This window comes from Cryobacterium ruanii (assembly GCF_004404055.1).
Classification (GTDB): domain Bacteria; phylum Actinomycetota; class Actinomycetes; order Actinomycetales; family Microbacteriaceae; genus Cryobacterium; species Cryobacterium ruanii.
The window spans coordinates 330,119-350,647 of the sequence record NZ_SOHK01000005.1; the positions used below are offsets into that span (position 1 = coordinate 330,119).

The 20,529-nt window shown below is 65.2% G+C and carries 19 protein-coding genes and 1 tRNA gene; 8 read left to right on the forward strand and 12 right to left on the reverse strand.

Annotation, left to right across the window (positions count from 1 at the left end):
• Position 1 precedes the first annotated feature (1 nt).
• From E3T47_RS03045 to E3T47_RS03055, 3 genes are all read right to left on the reverse strand, one after another.
• Positions 2-1,534 (reverse strand): CYTH and CHAD domain-containing protein, encoded by a 1,533-nt coding sequence (locus E3T47_RS03045; protein ID WP_134554141.1) that lies wholly within the window; start codon positions 1,532-1,534, stop codon positions 2-4.
• A 44-nt stretch (positions 1,535-1,578) separates the two neighbouring features.
• Complete coding sequence (locus E3T47_RS03050) at positions 1,579-2,742, reverse strand: globin domain-containing protein (RefSeq protein ID WP_134554142.1); 1,164 nt, start codon at positions 2,740-2,742, stop codon at positions 1,579-1,581.
• Between the two features lie 116 nt (positions 2,743-2,858).
• Positions 2,859-3,302 (reverse strand): RrF2 family transcriptional regulator, encoded by a 444-nt coding sequence (locus E3T47_RS03055; RefSeq protein ID WP_134554143.1) that lies wholly within the window; start codon positions 3,300-3,302, stop codon positions 2,859-2,861.
• Between the two features lie 55 nt (positions 3,303-3,357).
• Here E3T47_RS03055 and E3T47_RS03060 point away from each other — a divergent pair, with 55 nt between their 5' ends.
• Positions 3,358-4,101: a trimeric intracellular cation channel family protein gene (locus E3T47_RS03060; RefSeq protein ID WP_241981874.1), complete on the forward strand. Its 744-nt coding sequence runs from the start codon at positions 3,358-3,360 to the stop codon at positions 4,099-4,101.
• Positions 4,102-4,104: 3 nt separating this feature from the next.
• Here the strand turns inward: E3T47_RS03060 and E3T47_RS03065 are convergent, their stop codons facing one another.
• The gene (locus E3T47_RS03065) at positions 4,105-4,965 is read right to left on the reverse strand and encodes an inositol monophosphatase family protein (protein WP_134554145.1); all 861 of its coding nucleotides are present in this window, start codon (positions 4,963-4,965) and stop codon (positions 4,105-4,107) included.
• Positions 4,966-5,090: 125 nt separating this feature from the next.
• On the opposite strand from E3T47_RS03065, the gene E3T47_RS03070 reads away from it, so the two are divergent.
• The 3 genes from E3T47_RS03070 to E3T47_RS03080 all read left to right on the forward strand — a co-directional run bounded on the left by E3T47_RS03070 (position 5,091) and on the right by E3T47_RS03080 (position 7,378).
• Positions 5,091-5,166, forward strand: a tRNA-Lys gene (locus E3T47_RS03070).
• A 299-nt stretch (positions 5,167-5,465) separates the two neighbouring features.
• Complete coding sequence (locus E3T47_RS03075) at positions 5,466-6,578, forward strand: enoyl-CoA hydratase/isomerase family protein (RefSeq protein ID WP_134554146.1); 1,113 nt, start codon at positions 5,466-5,468, stop codon at positions 6,576-6,578.
• Positions 6,575-7,378: an enoyl-CoA hydratase gene (locus tag E3T47_RS03080; protein ID WP_134554147.1), complete on the forward strand. Its 804-nt coding sequence runs from the start codon at positions 6,575-6,577 to the stop codon at positions 7,376-7,378. Before E3T47_RS03075 ends, E3T47_RS03080 begins: the two co-directional genes overlap by 4 nt.
• On the opposite strand, the gene E3T47_RS03085 is transcribed toward E3T47_RS03080, so the two are convergent.
• Positions 7,375-8,076, reverse strand: coding sequence for a response regulator (locus E3T47_RS03085; protein ID WP_134554285.1), 702 nt, complete (start codon positions 8,074-8,076; stop codon positions 7,375-7,377). The two genes, E3T47_RS03080 and E3T47_RS03085, sit on opposite strands and share 4 nt — an antisense overlap.
• A 7-nt stretch (positions 8,077-8,083) precedes the next feature.
• The gene (locus tag E3T47_RS03090) at positions 8,084-9,799 is read right to left on the reverse strand and encodes a sensor histidine kinase (RefSeq protein WP_134554148.1); all 1,716 of its coding nucleotides are present in this window, start codon (positions 9,797-9,799) and stop codon (positions 8,084-8,086) included.
• Between the two features lie 148 nt (positions 9,800-9,947).
• On the opposite strand from E3T47_RS03090, the gene E3T47_RS03095 reads away from it, so the two are divergent.
• The 4 genes from E3T47_RS03095 (at position 9,948) to E3T47_RS03110 (ending at position 14,974) form a co-directional block, all read left to right on the forward strand.
• Complete coding sequence (locus E3T47_RS03095) at positions 9,948-11,345, forward strand: cation:dicarboxylate symporter family transporter (protein ID WP_134554287.1); 1,398 nt, start codon at positions 9,948-9,950, stop codon at positions 11,343-11,345.
• A 357-nt stretch (positions 11,346-11,702) separates the two neighbouring features.
• Positions 11,703-13,025, forward strand: coding sequence for a quaternary amine ABC transporter ATP-binding protein (locus E3T47_RS03100; RefSeq protein WP_134554149.1), 1,323 nt, complete (start codon positions 11,703-11,705; stop codon positions 13,023-13,025).
• Positions 13,022-13,963 carry an ABC transporter permease gene (locus E3T47_RS03105; RefSeq protein WP_134554150.1) on the forward strand — a complete coding sequence of 314 codons (942 nt, stop codon included), beginning with the start codon at positions 13,022-13,024 and terminating at the stop codon, positions 13,961-13,963. Before E3T47_RS03100 ends, E3T47_RS03105 begins: the two co-directional genes overlap by 4 nt.
• Before the next feature lie 114 nt (positions 13,964-14,077).
• Positions 14,078-14,974 (forward strand): glycine betaine ABC transporter substrate-binding protein, encoded by an 897-nt coding sequence (locus E3T47_RS03110; protein ID WP_134554151.1) that lies wholly within the window; start codon positions 14,078-14,080, stop codon positions 14,972-14,974.
• Between the two features lie 65 nt (positions 14,975-15,039).
• Here E3T47_RS03110 and E3T47_RS03115 read toward each other — a convergent pair whose 3' ends face one another.
• From E3T47_RS03115 to E3T47_RS03140, 6 genes are all read right to left on the reverse strand, one after another.
• Positions 15,040-15,501 (reverse strand): DUF1801 domain-containing protein, encoded by a 462-nt coding sequence (locus E3T47_RS03115; protein ID WP_166805589.1) that lies wholly within the window; start codon positions 15,499-15,501, stop codon positions 15,040-15,042.
• Between the two features lie 121 nt (positions 15,502-15,622).
• Positions 15,623-16,624: an FKBP-type peptidyl-prolyl cis-trans isomerase gene (locus E3T47_RS03120; protein WP_134554153.1), complete on the reverse strand. Its 1,002-nt coding sequence runs from the start codon at positions 16,622-16,624 to the stop codon at positions 15,623-15,625.
• A gap of 145 nt (positions 16,625-16,769) precedes the next feature.
• On the reverse strand, positions 16,770-17,363 hold the full coding sequence (locus tag E3T47_RS03125) for a CbiQ family ECF transporter T component (protein WP_134554154.1): 594 nt from the start codon (positions 17,361-17,363) through the stop codon (positions 16,770-16,772).
• Between the two features lie 10 nt (positions 17,364-17,373).
• Positions 17,374-18,057, reverse strand: a complete 684-nt coding sequence (locus E3T47_RS03130) for an energy-coupling factor ABC transporter ATP-binding protein (RefSeq protein ID WP_134554155.1) — start codon at positions 18,055-18,057, stop codon at positions 17,374-17,376.
• Positions 18,054-18,656, reverse strand: a complete 603-nt coding sequence (locus E3T47_RS03135; protein WP_134554157.1) for a biotin transporter BioY — start codon at positions 18,654-18,656, stop codon at positions 18,054-18,056. Before E3T47_RS03135 ends, E3T47_RS03130 begins: the two co-directional genes overlap by 4 nt.
• A gap of 45 nt (positions 18,657-18,701) precedes the next feature.
• Positions 18,702-20,519 carry a glycoside hydrolase family 15 protein gene (locus E3T47_RS03140; protein WP_134554159.1) on the reverse strand — a complete coding sequence of 606 codons (1,818 nt, stop codon included), beginning with the start codon at positions 20,517-20,519 and terminating at the stop codon, positions 18,702-18,704.
• Positions 20,520-20,529: the final 10 nt, after the last annotated feature.

The window sequence follows — 20,529 nt, forward strand, 5'->3', positions numbered from 1 at the left end:
GTCAGGGGCGGTGCGACCAGGCTTTCCAGAACAGAGCCTCGGCATCCGCTGCCTTCTGTTGCTCAAGGGCGTGCAGGCGGCCGTAGCTGAAGGTGTTCTCACCGCGCAGGTAGGCGTCGACCCCGCCACGGCGCAGCAGGCGATCGCAGGCGATCACGCTGTCGTGCTGGTCTCCCAGAACGGTCTGCAGTTTCTGAGCGAATCGGCTCACCCGCGCTGCGCGCTTCGGGTTGAGCGGATGCGCCGTCTCGGCCGCGTAGCGCAGCCGTTTGGCGCGCTTGCGCACCTCGTGCAGGGCGAGGTCGCGTTCCGGCCCCGGCACGGTCTTCACGGCGCGGCGTACGGCGCGGCGCAGCTTCTTCCACTCCTTTGCGACCAGGTCGGGTACCACCACGCGGGCGTCCTGACCGGCCGTGGCCGTGAACGGTGGCGTGGCGACGAGGGCGTCGAGGGCGTCGAGCAGCCGAAAGTAGCGGTGGGTCTCGAGGGCGGCGACGAGCGTTCGCGCGGCGGTGTCGGCATCCGTTTCGGAGCGGGTCCTCAGGCGGTCGCGGATGGGGCCAAGAAGCAGAGCCGGGGCCTCGCGGTCGAGCAGGCCGGTGAGGCGCCGTTGCAGCACCTCTTCGTCGCGGGAGCCGCCGAGCATGGCGGAGAGCCAGCCGAGTTCGGTGCGGAGGTGTTGCACGGCAGTCGGGACGACGAGGGATTCATACGTGGCTAGCATCGAGCGCAGCCGGCGGGTGGCGACGCGCATAGCGTGCACGGAGCCGGGCGTGTGCTGGCGAATTTCCGGGTCCCGCGTGCGAATGACGCTGATTTGCTCGCCCAGGCTGGCCAGCAGGACGTTACCGGCCGGTGCTGTGGGCGTTGGGCGCTGCCGATTCTGTGGCGGCCCCACCGGGAATCGGTCGCCGAGGGCGCGCGCCAGTTTCGACGCGTGCCGAGACACGAGGATGCCGGCGTCTGCGAGCACGGCCTGCCCCGCGTCGAGCAGGTCCTCCGGTGCGTCGACGAGCTCGATCTCCCATTCGCGCCAGGCCGCGGAGACCGGTCCGTGAACGAGCCGTTCGGCCTGCACCCGGTCGTCGCAGAGTACGGCGAGGGTTTTGCCGCCCGTGCCGATCAGAGCGTGCACGGAGCGGGTGGTGGTGAGGCGTGCCACGGTAACGAGCGGGGAGTCGCGCACGTAGACCCGCACGAGTTGCGCGAGCGACTCGGGTACGGCATCCCCTTCGCTGTGTCCTGACCCACCCTGAACGTGCCGGCCGAGGGGCGCGTGAATCTCGCGGCGACGGCCGGCGACTTCGGGCAGTTTGAGGTGCCACCCGGCGTCGTCGCCGCCGGTCCGTCGGCGCAGCGTGATGTGCGCTGCGCTGAGTACGAGATCGTTCGTGTCGAAGTAGACGGCCTCGAGGTCGTGAACCACCGGCTCGGCGATGGCCTGCACGCCGGGCAGGTCGATCAACCGAGGCAGCACGGCCAGCTCGTCGACGTCAAACTTGCGTTCTATCTCGATACCACCGTTAGCGTCCACGGTTCAAACCTAGCGTGGGCGCGCCACGTTGAGTCATGGGTGCGTCAGGCGTTGGCGAGCCAGAGGTCGGGACCGAAGATCTCATAGTGGATGCGATCGGCCGGCACGCCGGACTTCAGCGCCTGGGAGCGCAGGCTGCGCATGAACGGGAGGGGACCGCAGAGATACACCGAGGCATCCTCCGGGATCGTCACGTTCGCCAACGACATGAAGCCCTCGTGGTGGCCTTCGCTCGGTATCTCCAGCCAGAGCTCGAGTTCGGCCGCCTCCAGCAGGGCGACGTCCTCGTTCATCTGGTCGCGCAGCGCCCAACGCTCGAGGTTGCTCTCGGCGTGCAGCACGAGCACCTCACGCTTCGAGCCGGTGTCGACCAGGGAACGCAGGATGGAGGCGCTGGGCGTGCAACCGATTCCGGCCGAGGCGAGGATCAGCGGGCCGGTGCCCGCATCGAGCGTGATATCACCGCACGGTACGGAGAGGATGAGCGTGTCGCCGACCTGCACGTCGCGGTGCAGCACGGGGGAGACCTCGCCATCGGCGTCGAGTTTGGTAGTGAAGACTCGGGTCGTGGTCGTGCCGGCCGAGAGGGAGTACTGACGCACCTGGCGGATACCGTCGGGCATGGTGGCGGTGACGCTGACGTACTGGCCAGGCAGGGCCGGCGTCACGGGGGTGTCGTCGGCCGGTTCGAGGGTGAACGTGACGGCGTCGGTTCCGGCCGCTTCCTTCTTCACGACGATCCAGGGGGCGAGCGGCTTGTCGCTGGCCAGCCCGGCGTAGAGGCCCTTCTCCATTTTGATCAGGGCGTGAGCCATCAGCCAGTAGACCTCGGTCCAGGCGGCGGCGATCTCGGCCGTGATGACATCGCTGAGTTCGTCGGCGATGCCCTCGAAGAGGTATTTGTAGACGATGTCGTACTGCTCGGGTTGAATGTCGAGGGAGATGTGCTTGTGGGCGATGCGGGAGAGCATGGCCTCCGGCGTGGTGTCGGGGTTCTGCACCAGGTGGGTCGCGAAGACGGCGATGCTGCCGGCGAGGGCCTGCTGCTGCGAGCCGTTCCTCTGGTTCGAGCGGCTGAACAACCCATCGAACAATTCGGGGTGAGCGGTGAGCATGCGGTTGTAGAAGTTCTTCGCGATCTGCGGCATCCGCTCACCGACCAGCGGCAGGGTGGCTTCGATGAGTGGGAGGGACTGGGGCGAAAGCATGAATACTCCTTCAGTGTGACCGACTCCCGTTTGTGGGCGTCTTCTACAAAAGTAGCATTTGATATACCAATTAAACGGATGCTTTCTACAAGTCGTAGAAAGAAGGGACTTTAGTCCTAGCGCACCAATCCCAGTTCCACGAGGATCGGTCCATTCGGCTTTCCGTGCGGGAGGCCGGCGATGACGAGGTCATCTAGCTCGCGGTAGAAGGCTTCCCTGGCCCGGCGCAGGCTGCTGCGGAGGCCGCATCCGCTCAATAACGGGCAGGGACCGTTGGGCGACTCGCACGCGGCGAGGTCGGTGCGCGTGTCGAGCTGGCGTAGGAGTGCCCCCACGGTGACTTCGCGCCCGAGCGGGCTGATGCGCACGCCGCCGCTCCGCCCCCGAATGGCCTCGACCAGGCCGAGCTCGCGCAGGCGCAACAGCGCCTTGCTCACGTGGTTGTAGGGGGTGCCGACCTCGGCGGCGACCACTCGCGAGGTGAAGGTCACGCCGTGCGGTGCCGCGCACAGCAGCATGACGATCCGCAGGCACACGTCGGAAAAAGCGTTGATCCTCATGGCTCAACTGTAATTGCGCCCGTCGCCTGCGCCGAGATGAGAGAGAATGGGGCAAGTGAACACTGAGTCGGAGACACTTTTTGAGGTAATCCGCTTCGTGGACCTGGCTGGCGTGCTCGCCAACGCCATTCTCGGCGGAGTCGCCGCGCGCACGGCCCGCCTCGACATTGTCGGCTTCGTGGTGCTTGCCATCATGAGTGGGCTCGGCGGCGGCATGATCCGCGACACCCTGCTTCAGCAGGGCAGCCCGGCGGCACTGCTCGACCCGGCTTATCTGATTATTGCCATCCTCGGCGGTGTCATCGCCTTCTTCGTGACGTTCAACGGTCGCTGGACCCGTCGCGTCCTGTTATTGCTTGACGCGTTCGCCGTGGGGTGCTGGGCGGCGGTGGGGGTGCAGAAGGCGCTCGATGCCGGTCTCGGTTGGCTGCCCGCCATTTTGCTCGGCATGATCACCGCGGTCGGCGGCGGTATGGTGCGCGACATCATGCTGCTCAAGGTGCCGACGATCTTCGGCGGCAATACGCTCTACGCCACGAGCGCCCTGCTCGCGAGCATCGAGATGGTGATCCTGAGCCAGCTCGGATTCGTGGCGGTCGGCACCGGCGTGGCCATTCTCAGCGGCGCTGCGCTGTCGCTGCTGGCCAAACGTTACGGCTGGGTTCTGCCGACCGGGTACGCGTTGCGCATTCCGAAGCCGATTCTGCTGCTGAACCCCCGGGCTTGGCGCCAGCGCCGGCTCGATGCGCGCAACGCTCACAACGGCAACTTTCCCGACGACCCGGGTGCCTCCGTCTGACCGTTATGGCGTCCCAGCGGATGCCTGGCCCGGGTTCAGCACAGCAAGCGTCGCCGCGTGCAGCAGCCCGTTCGTGGCCAGGGCGCTGCCGTGCCAGGGGCCGGGCCTGCCGTCGACCGAGGTGAACGTTCCGCCGGCTTCCTGCACGATCGGTGCGAGGGCGGCCATGTCGTAGGGCTGCAGGTCGAATTCGCCGGCCACGTCGAGGTGGCCCTCGGCGAGCAGCATGTATGACCACATATCGCCGTAGGCGCGGGTGCGCCAGACCTGGCGGGAGAGCGTCACGAGCTCGTCGAGGTGTCCAGCCGCATCCCACTGCTGCAGGCTGCCGTAGCTGATGGATGCCTCGGCGAGGGTCTCGATTCCAGATACGCGAAGGCGGGTGGGGGAGTCGCGGAGGCGGGCGGCATCCGCTGCGCTGGTCTCTGCAGTGCTCGTGTCGATCGACCAGGCGCCGCTGCCGGCCGCGGCCCACCAGCGTTTGCCGAGTGCGGGGGCGCTGACCACGCCGAGTACCGGCACGCCGTCGATGGCGAGGGAGATGAGGGTGGCCCAGATCGGGATGCCGCGGAGGAACCCCGCGGTGCCGTCGATCGGGTCGATGATCCACTGGCGGGTGGTCGACCCGGCAGTGCCGAACTCTTCGCCGAGAATGCCGTCGTCGGGGCGGTGTTCGGCGAGCAGGCCGCGGATGGCACGCTCGACGGCCTGGTCGGCATCCGTCACCGGTGTGCGGTCGGGTTTGGTCGTCACGACTAGGTCGAGCGCGGTGAAGCGAGCGCGGGAGATAGCGTCGGCGGCATCGGCGAGGGCGAGGCCAAGCAAAAGGTCGTCGGAGAGGGCGTGGATTGGCGATTCGGTCACCTTCCCAAGGATAGTAATTTCGAGGACGGATGCCGGTCATTGCCCCTTTCCGGCCTCGATTGGCATCGAGCCCGCCCGGGGTGTTAGGGTTACACGTTGCCGCGGGTCGTTCCGCTGCCTCACATGCACCTCTAGCTCAATTGGCAGAGCAACTGACTCTTAATCAGTGGGTTCCCGGTTCAAGTCCGGGGGGGTGCACCACCAAACCCCGCCGTCACTGTCATGCACAGTGTCGGCGGGGTTTTCTCGTTCGTGCGAAGCTATCGACCAGTGTCGACGACAACGACACCAACGACGACAAGGCGCAGAACCCCGCCGGGGTTCGCGATAGACCGGTACGTTCCGGCTGAACCTGCGGCATTCCACACCCGTCTCCGGGCAGAAAATTCACCTCGATAGACTGTGGCAGACATGCTCTCCGGCCGCAGCGACGCGAAAAAGGTCTCTATGCCCCGCACTGATTCGATCGACACCCCTCCGATGAGAGCGAGGCGGCGTCCATGAGCAGCGCCGACGCATCCGTTGTCGCCGAAGGCGAGGTGCTGCTGCAGCGGGACGGACAGCTGGCCCGCATCGTTCTCAACCGGCCCAAGGCCCTGAACGCGCTGACTCACGACATGATCCGCTCGATAGCCGCAGCGCTCACCGAGTGGGCCGATGACGATGAGGTTGAGACCGTGCTGCTCACCGGAAGCGGCGACCGTGCCCTGTGCGCCGGCGGCGACATCGTCTCGATCTACCGCGACGCCGACGCCGACCCCGACGAAAACGCCCGATTCTGGGCCGACGAGTACACGCTCAACGCGCAGATCAAGCGCTACCCCAAACCATTCGTCGCCCTGATGGACCGCATCGTGCTCGGCGGGGGAGTCGGCCTTTCCGGCCACGCCTCCCACCGCGTCGTGACCGAACGCACCAAACTCGGCATGCCAGAGACCACCATCGGCTTCGTGCCCGACGTCGGTGGGACTTACCTGTACTCGCGCACCCCGGGGGAGCTCGGCACCCACCTCGCCCTCACCGCCGCGACCATGACCGGCGCCGACGCGATCGCGCTCGGCCTCGCCGACAGTTTCGTCGAATCGACGCAACTCGATTCGCTCGTCGACGCCCTCAACCGGATGCCCGCTGCCGCGGCAATCACGCAGCACACCTCGCCGCCGCCGCCGGCTCCGCTGCTGGCCGAGCGAGTCTGGATCGACGAGTGCTATTTCGGCAACGACTTGCCCGCAATCATCGAGCGACTGCAGCGGTCGTCCATCCAGGCAGCGCAGGAGGCGGCCACCGCCATTTCGGCCAAGTCGCCGACCGCCGTCACGGTCACCCTCGAGTCTCTTCGCCGCGCACGCGCGCGGGACGGCCTCGAAGACGTACTCGAGCAGGAGTATCGGGTGTCCCTGCGCATGGTGGCCGGCCACGACGTGGTCGAGGGCATTCGCGCCCAGGTCATCGACAAGGACCGCAACCCGTCCTGGCAGCCGAGCACCCTCGCCGAGGTGAGTGACGCCGACGTGCAGGCGCACTTCGCACCGCTGGGAGAGCGCGAGCTGCGCCTGCCGCGGGCAAACACCACAGACCACCACCACGACACCGAACGAGAGGTCACCGCGTGAGCGACACCAGCCGGACCGATACCGCCGACACCTACGACAACATCCTGCTGGAACGCCATGCCCGGGTCGGCGTCATTACCCTCAACCGCCCGAAGGCTCTCAACGCCCTCAACTTTGCCACCATGCGGGATGTCGTCGATGCCGCCACCCGGCTCGATGACGACCCCGCGATCGGTGCGATCGTTATCACCGGCTCGGAGCGGGCCTTCGCGGCCGGCGCCGACATCAAGGAGATGTCGACGATGAGCTACATGGACATGTACCTCAAAGACTGGTTCGCCGGCTGGGACCGCCTGGCCGGCGTACGCACCCCGGTGATCGCCGCGGTCTCCGGCCACGCCCTCGGCGGCGGCTGCGAACTGGCTCTGATCTGTGATTTCATTCTCGCTTCCGACACCGCCACCTTCGGCCAGCCCGAGATCAGGCTTGGCGTCATTCCCGGCATGGGCGGATCCCAGCGCCTCACCCGCGCCATTGGTAAAGCCAAAGCGATGGAGATGATCCTCACCGGCCGCACCATCGGCGCCGTCGAAGCCGAACGAGCCGGCCTGGTCGCCCGCATCGTGCCCGCCGCCGACTTGCTCGCGGACGCCCTCGCGACCGCGACGGATATCGCGGCGAAATCGGCGCCGATCGCCATGCTCGCCAAGGAGGTCGTGAATGCCGCGTACGAGTCGATGCTGAGCGGCGGCATCCACTTGGAACGTCGCCTGTTTCACTCGGTTTTCGCCACCGACGACCAGAGCGAGGGCATGGCCGCCTTCATCGAGAAGCGGCCCGCGGTCTTCACGAACCGCTAGCGCCCGCGCTTCCAGCTGTACTCGTTCTCCGGACGCCCCGGCGTGCCGTAACGCGGCGCGCGCAGCACGAGTCCGGTGTCGGCAAGATACTCCAGGTAGCGGCGGGCGGTCACCCGAGACAGCCCGAGTGGCGCCATCAGCTCGCTGGCCGACACCGGCGCTATCTGCGCCTGCAGGTAGGCGACCACCGGGGTCAGGGTCGAATCGGCGAGGCCCTTCGGCCGGGGGATGTCGGTCGGCGCGCGCAAGCGCGCGAAGGCATGGTCGACCGCTGACTGGGTGACGATGGATGCCTGCCCGTTCAGTTCTGCACGAAAGTCCCGGTAACTGGTCAATTTCGTGGCGAACGTCGAATAGGTGAACGGTTTGATCAGGTACTGCACGACGCCGGCCGCGATCGCCCCGCGCACATTGTCGAGGTCGCGCACCGCGGTGATTGCGATGATATCCGTGGCCAGCCCTGCCGCGCGGATGCGCCGGCTCACGTCGAGCCCGTGGCTGTCTGGCAGGTTCATATCCATCAGCACGAGGTCGATCGGAGTGCCGGCCGAGGCGGCGGCCGAGACCCTGCGAAACGCATCCTGCCCGGTGCTGGCCATGCCGACGAGTTCGAACCCCACCAGGCGACCGACGTAAACGGCGTGCGCTTCGGCCGCGAGTGGTTCGTCTTCGACGACGAGCACACGGATGGGCGCCAGCGCGGTGTCAGTCATACTCGACCGCCGCTCTGGCCACGTCCGGACTGGGCGCGTCCGGACTGGGTGCGACCGGACTGGTGACGGCTGGGATCGCCACCGTGAAGACGGCACCCTCGCGGCGTCCGATGGTGAGCGTGCCGCCAAGCCGCATCACGGCCTGGCGAACTAGAGCCAGACCGAGGCCGTGGCCGCCGATGGAACGGCCCGGCACCGAGCCGACTGTATCGTGAGCGCCGGCGTCCTTCGTGCTGAATCCTAGCCGCCATACGTCATCGACGACATCGGGCGCTATGCCAGCGCCGCTGTCGGCAACCTCGATCACAACGGCCCGTTCGCTCGATGACACCGTGATGGACACCCGGCGCGGGTCTTCGCCCGCCGCTGCCGCATCGAGCGCGTTGTCCACCAGATTGCCGAGCACCGTCACCAGGTCTTGAATCGATAGTCCGGACTGCGCAAGTGTGCCGGACGCTGTGACGGTCAAGGCGATCCCCAGTTCATTGGCCTGTGCCGATTTGCCCATGATCAGGGCACTGATCACCGGTTCGTCGACCGACCCGACCATCTCGTCGGCGAGCCGCTGGCTCAGTTCCAGGTCTTTGGTGGCGAATTCGAGGGCTTGATCGGTGCGACCGAGTTCCATGAGCGACACGATCGTGTGCAGCCGGTTGGAATGCTCGTGTGTCTGCGCCCGCAGTGCGTCGGAAAGGGTGCGCATCGACTGCAGCTCACTGCCAAGGTTCTGCAGATCAGTGTGGTCGCGAATCGTGGCCACAAACCCCATCGACGTCGGCTTGGCGCCTCGCATCGGCGTAGACGACGCGACGGCTGGCTCCTGACTGACCACGAGCACCCGTGTGTCGGTGACGTGAATCTCGTCATGCGCCGTGCGGCCGCTGCGGAGCAATTCGCCGAGGCCCGGCGGCAGGCTCAACGTGGTCAGGGTCAAGGGTCGCTCGTCGCTGCCCGCTGCCGGGCTCGGCGGAATCCCCAGCAGGGCGGCCGCCTGATCGTTGTAGAGCACGAGGTCTCCGTGCGGATCGACGAGTACGAGACCCTCCCGCACCGAGTGCAGCACCGAGTCGTAGTAGACAAACAGTTGCGCGAGGCGTTCTGGCCCCCAGCCGAGCGTTACCCGGCGCAGGTAGCGACCGAGCAGCCAGGTGACTGCGGAACCCGACGCGAGCAGCCCGAGCGCCAGCCCCAGAACCGAGGGCAGCCGCGCGTTCAGAGCGATCGTGATGTTGCTCGTCGTGGTGCCCACCGCGACGAGCGCACGCACCGTACCGTCGGCATCCGTTGCCGGCACTACGGCACGAACGGATGGCCCGAGCGTTCCCGTGCTGATTTCGGTGAAGGCCGTTCCGGACCGGGCCGGTTCGATCGCGCCGATGTAGTCTCGGCCGATTTCGTCAGCATTCGGGTGGGTCCAGCGGGTGCGGTCCGGGGCCATGATCGTGATGAAATCGAGCCCGGCATCGGCGCTCACCTGAAGCGCGTAAGGCTGCAGGGACATGCTCGGGTCGGCGGATGCGCTCGCCGCGAGAACCAGAGGGCTGTCCGCGATGGCGGTGGCAACCGCAAGCATACGAGCGCTCGTCTCGTCGTAGGCACGATCTCGCGCATCGACGAAGAAGGCCGTTCCCACGAAGACCGTGAGCACGACGATGAACAGTGCGTGCGCGAGAAAGAGGCGTCTTGCGATGCTCCATTCCCTGCGCACTGAGTGCCTCTCTTCAAAACACGGACTGGTGAACAATATGACCGCAACAGTGACCTCACGAGCCGTATCAACGATGGTGGAGAAACTTGCAGCAGCCGGAGCCCGTGGGCCCCGATAAGCCTAGACAAAGGAGTCTGCCATGGCATCGATGCCATCACCCCGCACCAAACTTAACAAATTTGGCAAACCCAAGAAGAGAATCGATTCATCGCACTACCTCTACATGGCCGTCATCGTCGCGGTCATCCTGGGTATCGTGGTCGGATTGGTCTGGGGCGGGCCGGAAGGTTTCGCGGTTTCCCTTAAGCCGCTCGGTGACCTGTTCATCGCCCTGATCAAAATGATGATCGCCCCGATCATCTTCTGCACGATCATTCTCGGCATCGGCTCGATCGCCAAGGCGGCAACAGTCGGCAAGATCGGTGGGCTGGCCCTCGGCTACTTTCTGCTCATGTCGACATTCGCGCTCGGCATCGGCCTGGTCGTTGGCAACATGATCCACCCGGGTGAGGGCATCAACCTCTCGGATGCCACCTTCGAGTCAACCGAATCGGCCGATACCAAGTCCTTCCTGCTCGGGATCGTACCAACCACGATGTTCTCGTCTCTGACCAGCGGAAACATTCTGCAGACCCTGCTGGTTGCCCTCATCGCCGGCTTCGCCCTGCAGAGGATGGGCCCAGCTGGCAAGCCTATTCTTGAGGGCCTCGCGCACGTGCAGGCACTGGTTTTCCGCATTTTGATTATGGTCATGTGGCTTGCCCCGATCGGCGCTTTCGGTGCGATCGCCGCCGTCGTCGGTGCAACCGGCATCCAGGCCGTGATCAGCCTGTTCACTCTCATGGCCGCTTTCTACATCACCTGCATCATTTTTATCGTGGTCATCCTTGGCGGCCTGCTCAAACTCGTTACCGGTGTGAACCTTTTCAAGCTCATGCGCTACCTCGGTCGCGAGTACCTGTTGATCGTGTCGACCTCGTCGTCTGAAGCCGCGCTTCCTCGACTGATCGCGAAGATGGAACACCTCGGCGTATCCAAGCCGGTCGTCGGTGTCACCGTGCCCACCGGCTACTCGTTCAACCTCGATGGCACCGCGATCTACCTCACCATGGCTTCGCTGTTCATCGCCAACGCGCTCGGCCAGCCCCTCGCCCTGGGCGAGCAGATCGGCCTGCTCGTCTTCATGATCATCGCGAGCAAGGGTGCCGCCGGCGTTTCCGGAGCTGGACTCGCCACCCTCGCTGCGGGCCTGCAGGCTCACGCCCCGCAGCTCGTCGGTGGTGTCGGTTTCATCGTCGGCATTGACCGATTCATGTCCGAAGCCCGCGCGCTGACCAACTTCACCGGCAATGCGGTCGCGACCGTCATGATCGGCTCTTGGACCAAGGAACTCGACCGGGTGCAGGTTGATCGCGTGCTCGACAAGCTCGACCCGTTCGACGAGCGCACCATGCTCACCCACGGCCACGTGAGTACTTCTGACAGCCAGCGTAGTGCCGAAAAGGCCGCGCAGTCCGAGGTCCTGGAGCGCGCGCACGCAAACTAGCAGACCAGAAAATAGCGGGTACTAGACTCGCGCTACGGGTGTCGTCCGGAGGAAACCTCCCGGGCGGCACCCTTTTCTTGTGCCCATTTCGGCGGGCCGAAAAGAGGGTGTGTTAGGCTTCCTGATGGTCTTACAACCTTCACCAGGACGCGCAAGCGTAGCCACCATTTGAGATGGAACGGCCGCATTCGTATGGTGAGACGCCGACGGACGCGATCCCATGATTGCTCCAAGCCCACGCTGATTCAGTTCTGCTGATTGTCGCGTGCGGGCCGCTCGGCGCCTACCCGTCCGACAAGAGAGCACACTGCTTCGTAGACCGTGAAATCGGCTGCGGGGGCGTGCACCGGAGAACGCGTGACCGAGAGTAATCCTCTTCAAGAAACCATTGCCGTCAAGGCAGATCACCTCTACAAAGCATTCGGGCGTCGACCACACGAGATCGTCAAGAAGCTCAAGGCGGGCAAGAGCCGCGCCGATATCTCATCTCTCGGAGTCGCCGCCGTCATCGACGCCTCCTTTGAGGTCAAAAAAGGGGAGATCTTCGTCGTCATGGGCCTGTCCGGCTCGGGCAAATCGACTCTCATCCGTATGCTCAACGGATTGTGGGACACCACGTCGGGCACCGTGACCGTCGGCGGCACCGACATCACCGGCGTCTCCGCCAAGGAACTGCGCGACATACGCCGCAAGAGCATCTCCATGGTGTTTCAGCACTTCGCCCTGCTGCCGCACCGCACGGTAATCGACAATGTCGCCTACGGCCTCGAGATTCAGGGCATGGGCCGCGCCGAACGCCTCGCGAAAGCGCAGACCATCATCGATCTGGTCGGCCTTGCCGGCTGGGCCGATAATCTGCCATCCGAGTTGTCGGGCGGAATGCAACAGCGAGTCGGCCTCGGCCGTGCCCTCGCCGCCGACACCGACGTGCTGCTCATGGACGAAGCCTTCTCGGCCCTCGACCCGCTGATTCGCCGCGAGATGCAAGAGCAGCTCATCGAGCTGCAGGCCGCACTCGGCAAGACCATCATCTTCATCACCCACGACCTCAACGAGGCCATGTTCCTCGGCGACCGCATCGCCGTCATGCGTGATGGCCGTATCGTGCAGATCGGCACCCCCGAAGAGATCCTCACCGACCCGGCCAACGACTACGTGGCCCAGTTTGTGCAGGACGTCGACCGGGCGCGGGTGCTCACCGCAGTGAGCGTAATGGAACCGGTTCGTTCGGTCATCACCAAAACTGCCGGTCCGCGCGCCGCGCTGCACACGATGCGCGACCTGCAGACATCTGTCACTTTTGTGCTCAACCGGGACCGCAGCTTCGCTGGGATCGTGCGTGACCGCGACGTGCTCAAGCTCGTCAAAGCTGGCGAGACCGACCTGCGCGGCATCATTCGGGATGACGCAACCTCCGTGTCGCCAGAAACCGCGCTGGTCGATCTGGTCGAACCCTCGGTGGAGAGTGAACTGCCCATCGCCGTCGTCGACGAGAAAAACCGCCTGCTCGGCGTGATCCCGCGGGTGACCCTGCTGGCCGCCATCGGCAACGTCAGTACCAACACCGGCGCTCTGCCCATTGTCATGCCGCCGGCCACGATCTCGGTCAGCCAGATCACCGAGATTCTCGGAGAAACCGCCGACGATACGCAGATCGATGCCGCAGGAGTGCACGCATGAACGACTTTCGCATTCCCATCGGCTCATGGGTCGAGTCCTTCGTCGAATTCATTACCGACACCTTCGGGTTCATCTTCGACCTCGTTCGCGCTGGTTTCGACGGCGCCTACGAGGCCGTCGAATTTTTGCTCGGAGCACCGCCATTCTGGGCGATCATGCTCGTGTTGGGCGTCCTCGCTCTCGGCATCCGTGGCTGGAAGTTCGCCGTGGGCACCGTTGTCGGAATGGTCGTCATTCTCGGAGTCGACCAGTGGGATAACGCAATGGACACCCTCGCCCTCGTGCTCGTCGCGAGCGTGTTGGCCATTGTGATCAGCGTTCCGCTCGGCATCCTGGCGGCCAAGTCGACGCTCGCATCGAACATCATTCGCCCGGTGCTCGACTTCATGCAGACCATGCCGGCGTTCGTCTACCTCATCCCGGCGCTCATTCTGTTTCGGATCGGCGTGGTACCCGGAATCGTCGCGACGATCATCTTCGCTATGGCCCCCGGAGTGCGCCTGACCGAGCTCGGCATCCGCAGCGTCGACAAGGAAGTTGTCGAGGCCGGACAAGCCTTCGGTGCTTCCCCGTGGCGCATTCTGCGTCAGATTCAGCTGCCCCTCGCCACCCCGACCATCATGGCCGGCATCAACCAGGTCATCATGCTCTCGCTTTCCATGGTCGTGATCTCCGGCTTGGTCGGAGCAGGCGGACTCGGAGCGCAGGTCATCGCGAGCCTCAACCGAATCGACATCGCGCTCGGCTTCGAAGCCGGCCTGGCCGTGGTGATCCTCGCGATCTTCCTCGACCGCATCACGGCGTCGCTCGGCAGTTCCGATTCGGGGGGCTTCTTCGGCAGTATCCGTCGCGTTCTGCGGTCGCGCCGGGTGACGGATGCCGTGGCGTTCGCTCCCGACACGAATCCGGCTCCGGCTCCTCAGCGTGCACGCGTCTGACGCGAGCCCAACAGATCTACGGCTGCATCCGCATCCGTTCACAGTATGGCTCCCGCCGTATGCACCACGAGTCAACCCCAGTCACCTACAGCAGGTGGCACGAAAGGAAGACCTATGAAACACCGTTCTAAATCCATCCTTGCCCTTGGGGCAGTCAGTATGCTCGCCCTCGCCGGCTGCGCTGCATCGGAAGAGGCCGAAACCGTCGGCAACGGCAACAATGACAAAAAGGACATGTCGATCGCCGTCTTCAACGGCTGGGACGAAGGTATCGCGGCTTCCCACCTGTGGAAGGCCATCCTCGATGACAAGGGCTACAACGTCGAGCTCGAATACGCCGACGTCGCGCCGGTCTACCTCGGCTTATCCGAGGGCGATTATGACCTCAGCATGGACGTCTGGCTGCCGGTGACCCACGCCGAGTACCTGGACGAGTACGGCGACAAGATCGTCGACCTCGGAGCCTGGAACGACGAGTCTCGCAACGCCATCGCGGTCAACGCTGATGCCCCGATCGACTCGCTGGAAGAACTCGCTGCGAACGCGGATCTGTTCGGCAACCGTATCGTGGGCATCGAGCCCGGCGCTGGCCTGACCCTCGCCACGACCGACAACGTCATTCCCGGCTACGGCCTCGAAGGAATGGAATACCTGACCTCGTCGACGGCGGCCATGCTCGTTGAACTGCAGACGGCCACTGAGAACGGCGAAAACATCGTCGTGACCCTATGGGAGCCGCACTGGGCCTATGGTGTGTTCCCGCTCAAGAACCTCGAGGACCCGCAGGGTGCCCTCGGTGGTGTCGAGAGCATCCACTCCTACGCCAAGAGTGACTTTAAAACGGAGTTCCCGACGGCTGCCGGCTGGGTTGAGAATTTCGAGATGGACCTTGACATGCTCTACTCGCTCGAGAACGCCATGTTCGTCGACTACGACGGGCAGGACTTCGAGCCGATCGTCGCCCAGTGGATCGAAGACAACCAGGAGTACGTGGACGGCCTCACCAGCTAGCTACGGATTCTGCACGAAGAATGGCCCGCGTCCTCGGACGCGGGCCATTTTCTTGAATCTGCGTGCTACGGGGCTTCGAGGTCGCGCAGCTGCTGCAGCCAGGCGTCGAAAAGATCGCCGTCGAAGTCGTCGACGGTTTTCAGCTTGTACTCGCTCATCTCGGCCGATCCGCTGGCATTGAGCTTGCCCGAATCATCGGTGATGGCCTGTCCCCGCCAGAACAACACGGTCACGAAGGTGGGGTACGCCTTGAAACCGGCGACCGGAAGGCCGTCGTCAAGCCAGACCGGATGTCCGTGCCACAGTTCCGTCGACGTCTCCGGCAGGCCCAGGTCGAACGTGTCGCGGAGTAGGGTGACGACGCTCGCGCGCGGCTCGGTCAAGGCCGCAACATACTCCTCGATGGTCGTGGGCTTGACTGCGGATGGTACGACGGTGGGTGCGAGTATGGATGTCAGGTGAATAGCCTCTTTCGTGGTGAAATTGTCGCCCGGCGCGGTGTCGAGCGAAGTGATTCCTTCTTCCACACTCTCACGCCGTTTCCACTCGCGGCTGGGCAGACACTCAGGAACCGGCCAGCGGCAGGCACAAAAAAACGAACACCGCCCACCGATGTGAAAGTCGGCGGGCGGTGTTCGGCTGAGATGGTTACGCCGCCGGGGTTACGTCGGTGGCGACGATGTCGACGACGAAGACGAGCGTGTCAGTGCCGGTGATTCCGGCACTGGTGTTGCCGGTCTCACCGTAGCCCTCAGCTGGCGGGAGCACAGCGAGCACCTGGGATCCGACGGTCTGGCCGACCAGCGCGGCCCCAAAGCCTGGAACAACCTGGCTGGTGACGAAGGTCACCGGCCCGGCGGCGGTCCAGGAAGAGTCGAAGGTTTTGCCGCTGCCCCAGATGACTCCGGTGTATTCAACGGAGACGGTGTCGCCGTCGGCAACCACAGCGCCGTCACCGAGCTTCAACGTGGCGATCTGCAATTCGGTCGGAGCGTCGGCATCCGGGATGGTGATGGTTGGGGTGCCGTCGTCGGCGAGCTCCACGGCAGGCAGGCCGTCGACGAGGGGCTGGTCCTTGCCGTCGGCGCGGTCAGCAAGGTTGGTCACGGAGATGACGTCGATGACGAACACGACAGAATCGCCGGCGGCGATTCCGATCTCGGCAGCGCCTTCGGTGCCGAAGGCGTCGTCGGCCGGACTGACGGTGACGATACGGTCGCCCTCAACGGAGCAGTTGACCGCCCGGACCAGGCCAGGCAGGAACGTTTCGCCCACCGTTATGACCTCGCCGGTGCCAGCCGTCGGGTAGGTCGTCTCCTGAACGACCTCGCCGGTGGTTCCGTTGTAGACCGAGAGGGAGGTCTCAACAAGCGAACCCGCCGAAGCCTCCGTGGAACCGGTTCCCTCGATGGCGACGCTGCGCTGTGTTTCGGCGGGCTCCAGCGGCTCGGCGATTTTAACGGTCGGCACTGTGCCGAAATCGCCGGTCACGTCGACTCCATCCGACACATCACCGGGTGCGGTGCACTCGCTGTAGGCAGCGTCTGGGACGGAAGCCAGATCCGTTGCTTTTGGCGTGTCGCTGCTGCCGCACGCGCTGAGGGCGAGCGTGAGGCCCACGATGGTGAGCAGGGCAGGAATTTTCGACACGGGGCCTCTTTCGAGATTTTAGGTGCGGGCACTTAAATACCGGGATGGCACGAATGGCCAAGTCCCTACTCTGCCACGCCTCGCCTCTGAACCGGCTGAGTGGATGCCGCGTGGCTGATTGTCAGCGCGCCGTCCGGGAGTCCGCTCAGTCGTCGAGGCCGCGGGCGATCAGGGCTTCGCCGAGGGCATCCGCCGCGTAGAGCGAGCGTACGACTACCGGAACAGCGATGGACTGGAGCGAGCCCTGGGTTCCGCGGGCGGTTCGGGCCTCGATCACCTCGCGCACGATATCGGCGACCAATGGAATGCATCGAATGGTGAGGGCGACGAGCAGCCCCACCCGGTCGGCGTCGATGAACCGACGGAACGGGTGTAGCAGCGTCTGGAATGCTTCGAGCACCGCGGTGACCGTCGTGGTCATCGTGAACAGTGCGGCGAGGGCCACTGCCACGATCAGGCGGCCGGCCATGAGGGCGGCGATGGTCCAGCCGGAGAGTAGACCCTGGATCGGTACTGCCACGAGCAAAACGAGCAGAATGGGCGCGACCTGGGCAGCGGCCGCCCGGACCGGAACCCGGGCCATGAGGAACAAGAGCCCGACGCTGGCCGCGGCGCCGCCGATGACCAGAGGGTCGGGCGAGGTTCCGATCAGCAGAACGCAAAGCGAGAGCAGGAACAGCTTGAGCAGCGTCGGTGCCCGGTGGACGACCGAGGTGCCGGGGCTATAGAGGCCGATCACGCGTGGCCGGTCATGCGAGCAACAGGGTGCGGTAGGCCGCCAGGGTTTTGGCTGGCGCGCCGTCGGCGACGACCGTGCCCTCGTCGATCACGATCACGCGGTCGAATTCTTCGACCAGGTGCAGGTGGTGGGTGACGACGATGACCTGCTGAGGCAGTGTTTGCAGCAGGTCGCCGATGCGACGAGCGTTGCGGGCGTCGAGCAGCGTGGTTGGTTCGTCGGCGACGATGGTCGCCGGCTGCGCCACCAGCACGGCGGCGAGGGCTAGCAGTTGCTTCTGCCCACCGGAGAGGCGGTGCGCCGGATGCTCGGCGTGCTCGCTCAGCCCGAACTGTTCGAGGGCGGCCGCCGTGCGTTCAGCGACTTCGGCGGGGGAGAGGCCGCGACGGCGCAGGGTGAACGCAACATCCTCCTGCACGGTCGGCATCACGATCTGGTTGTCGGGATTGGTGAAGATGAACCCCACTTTGCGGCGCACGTCGCGGGCATGGCGGGCTACGTTCTGACCGTCGACCAGCACGGTGCCGGTCGACGGCGTCACGAGCCCGTTGATCATGCGCACGAGGGTGGACTTGCCCGAACCGTTCGCGCCGACGATCCCGATGCGGTGCTCGGTCAGGTTGAGGTTCACGTCGTGCAGCACCGAACGGTCACCGAAGTGTTGCCCGACCTGCTCGAAGCGGATGTTACTCACGCACGACGCTTCAATGGCCGCGCGATCAGGCCGGGGTAGGCCTTGTGTACCTGGCGAGCGACGAGCACGGTCACGACGACCTTGATCAGGTCACCGGGGATGAACGCCACGTTCAGCCCAAGCGTGGTCCAGAGCGGCAGGCCGAGGTTGAGGGCCATGACGGGGATGCCGACGAGGTACACGGCCGCGATGCCGCCGAGAACGGTGGCGCCGAGCGCCGGCCAGAACGGGTACTTCGGCAGCAGGCGAGCCGTGAGGTAGCCGGTGACGAAGGCTCCGAGCAACCAGCCATAAAGGTAGCCCGCTGCGGGGCTCACGGTGAACACCCCGATACCGCCACGCGCACCGGCGAGCAGGGGCAGGCCCACGGCCGTCAGCACGAGAAAGAGGAGGACGGCGAGCGATCCCTTGCGTGGGCCGAGGATCGCCCCGGCGAACATCACGCCGAGCGACTGCAGGGTGATCGGCACCGGACCGATGTTCAGCGGCCCAGCCAGTCCGAGTGCGGCGATGAGGGCCGCGAAAATGGCGATCTGGGCAAGATCACGGGCGGGGAGAATGCGTCGAGTTGGGGTGCTCGAACGAACGTTATCGGTCATGATTCCAAATCTAGAATTCAGTGCCCACCCGCCGCCGAAGAATACCTACAACAAAACACCACGAACTGTGGAGGTCGTGTTTTCTTGAGTAATCAGACCGGCGACGATCGCATCCGCTGCCCGCACCAGCGCCAGGTGCGAGAGCGCCTGCGGGGTGTTGCCCATCTGGTGCCCGCCGGTCACGTCGTACTCCTCGGAGAGCAGCCCGACATCGTTCACGAAGCCGACCAGGGTGTTCATGAGCGCGGTGGCGTCCTTGAGTCGCCCCGACCGGGCGTACTGCTCGACCAGCCAGAACGAGCAGGCCAGAAACGGATGCTCACCCGGAGGCAAGCCGTCCACCGCGGCTACCGTTCGGTACCGCAGCAGCAGGCCCGAGTGCAGGAGGTCGGCCTCGATCGCGGCCACGGTGCCGAGCATGCGCGAATCGGTGGGGGCGCAGAAGCCGACCTGTGGGAGGACGAGGAGGGAGGCATCCACTGCGGTGCTGCCGTAATACTGCACGTAGCAGTTTCGTTCCTTGTCGAAACCGCGGGTTTCGATGTCGGCGCGCACCTCGTCGCGCAGGGCTTTCCACCGCTCGAGCGGGCCATCGAGGCCGCATTCCACAATGCCGCGCACGGCGCGGTCGAATGCCGCCCACACCATGACGCGGGAGTGGGTGAATTCGCGGGCCTGGCCGCGTACCTCCCAGATACCCTGATCGCTGCGTCGCCAGTTCTTTTCAAGAAAGCTCATCAGGGCACGCTGCAGCGGCCAGGAGAACTCGGTTTCGCGCACCCCGGCCGCCCGCGCGGCGTGCAAGGCCACCATGACCTCGCCGATGACGTCGGACTGAAACTGGTCGACCGCGCCGTTGCCGACGCGCACAGGGGAGGCTCCGTTGTAGCCGGGCAGGCTGGTCAGCTCACGCTCAGGCAGGTAGCGTTCGCCGGAGAGTCCGTACATGATCTGCACGTCGGCAGGGTCGCCGGCAATGGCGCGCAGCAACCAGTCCCGCCAGTCGTTCGCCTCCACCTCGTAGCCATGGCTGAGCAGTACTTCGAGCGTGAGCGAGGCATCACGCAGCCAGACGTAGCGGTAATCCCAGTTGCGGGTGCCGCCGGTCTGTTCGGGCAGTGAGGTCGTCGCCGCGGCGACGATTCCGCCGGTTTTCTCGTGGGTCAGCGCGCGCAGCACGAGCAGAGAACGCACGACCTCAGCGCGCAGCGGCCCCTCGTGGCTGCAACTCGACGCCCAGTTCCGCCACCAGGCGCAGGTCGAGGCGAGAGCCGCGTCGATGTCGACGGCCGGTGGGATCTCCAGCTCCGAGGGGTACCAGGTCAGCTGCGCGTCCATCGTTTCCCCGGCGACCACATCGAAGTGGGACACATGACGGTGGTCTGAGGCGCGCAGCTCCGGTCCGCGTACTACGATGGCGTCGGGTCCGGCAATGGCGACGAGGCCGCGCATCGACTCACCCTTCAGCTGGCGAACCCACGGCATGGTGGAGCCGTAGCCGAAGCGAATGCGCAGGTCTTGGGTCATGTGCACGCTGCCGCTGATACCGCGCACGCGCCGCACCAGATCGGCGCGGTGGCCACCGTGCGGCATGAAGTCGAGAACCTCGACCTGACCGGTGCTGGTGGTCCAGATGGTCGACAGAACAAAGGTGTCGCCCTCGTAGCTGCGCGTGGCGATGGCGTGTGCTTCGGCCGGGGCGAGCAGCCAGCGGCCGTGGTTCTCATCGCCGAGCAGCGCGCCGAACAGTGAGGCGGAGTCGTAGCGCGGCAGACACAGCCAATCGATGCTGCCATCCCGGCCGACGAGCGCCGCCGAGTGGCAGTCGCTGATGAGTGCGTAGTCCTCGATGGGGAGTGCCATCAAGCCATAC

Excerpts from the sequence above, each read along its gene's own strand:
- E3T47_RS03050 (WP_134554142.1), bottom strand. The coding sequence starts at position 2,742 with ATGCTTTCGCCCCAGTCCCTCCCACTCATCGAAGCCACCCTGCCGCTG.
- E3T47_RS03055 (WP_134554143.1), bottom strand. The coding sequence starts at position 3,302 with ATGAGGATCAACGCTTTTTCCGACGTGTGCCTGCGGATCGTCATGCTG.
- E3T47_RS03075 (WP_134554146.1), top strand. The coding sequence starts at position 5,466 with ATGAGCAGCGCCGACGCATCCGTTGTCGCCGAAGGCGAGGTGCTGCTG.
- E3T47_RS03095 (WP_134554287.1), top strand. The coding sequence starts at position 9,948 with ATGCCATCACCCCGCACCAAACTTAACAAATTTGGCAAACCCAAGAAG.
- E3T47_RS03105 (WP_134554150.1), top strand. The coding sequence starts at position 13,022 with ATGAACGACTTTCGCATTCCCATCGGCTCATGGGTCGAGTCCTTCGTC.
- E3T47_RS03110 (WP_134554151.1), top strand. The coding sequence starts at position 14,078 with ATGAAACACCGTTCTAAATCCATCCTTGCCCTTGGGGCAGTCAGTATG.
- E3T47_RS03135 (WP_134554157.1), bottom strand. The coding sequence starts at position 18,656 with ATGACCGATAACGTTCGTTCGAGCACCCCAACTCGACGCATTCTCCCC.
- E3T47_RS03140 (WP_134554159.1), bottom strand. The coding sequence starts at position 20,519 with ATGGCACTCCCCATCGAGGACTACGCACTCATCAGCGACTGCCACTCG.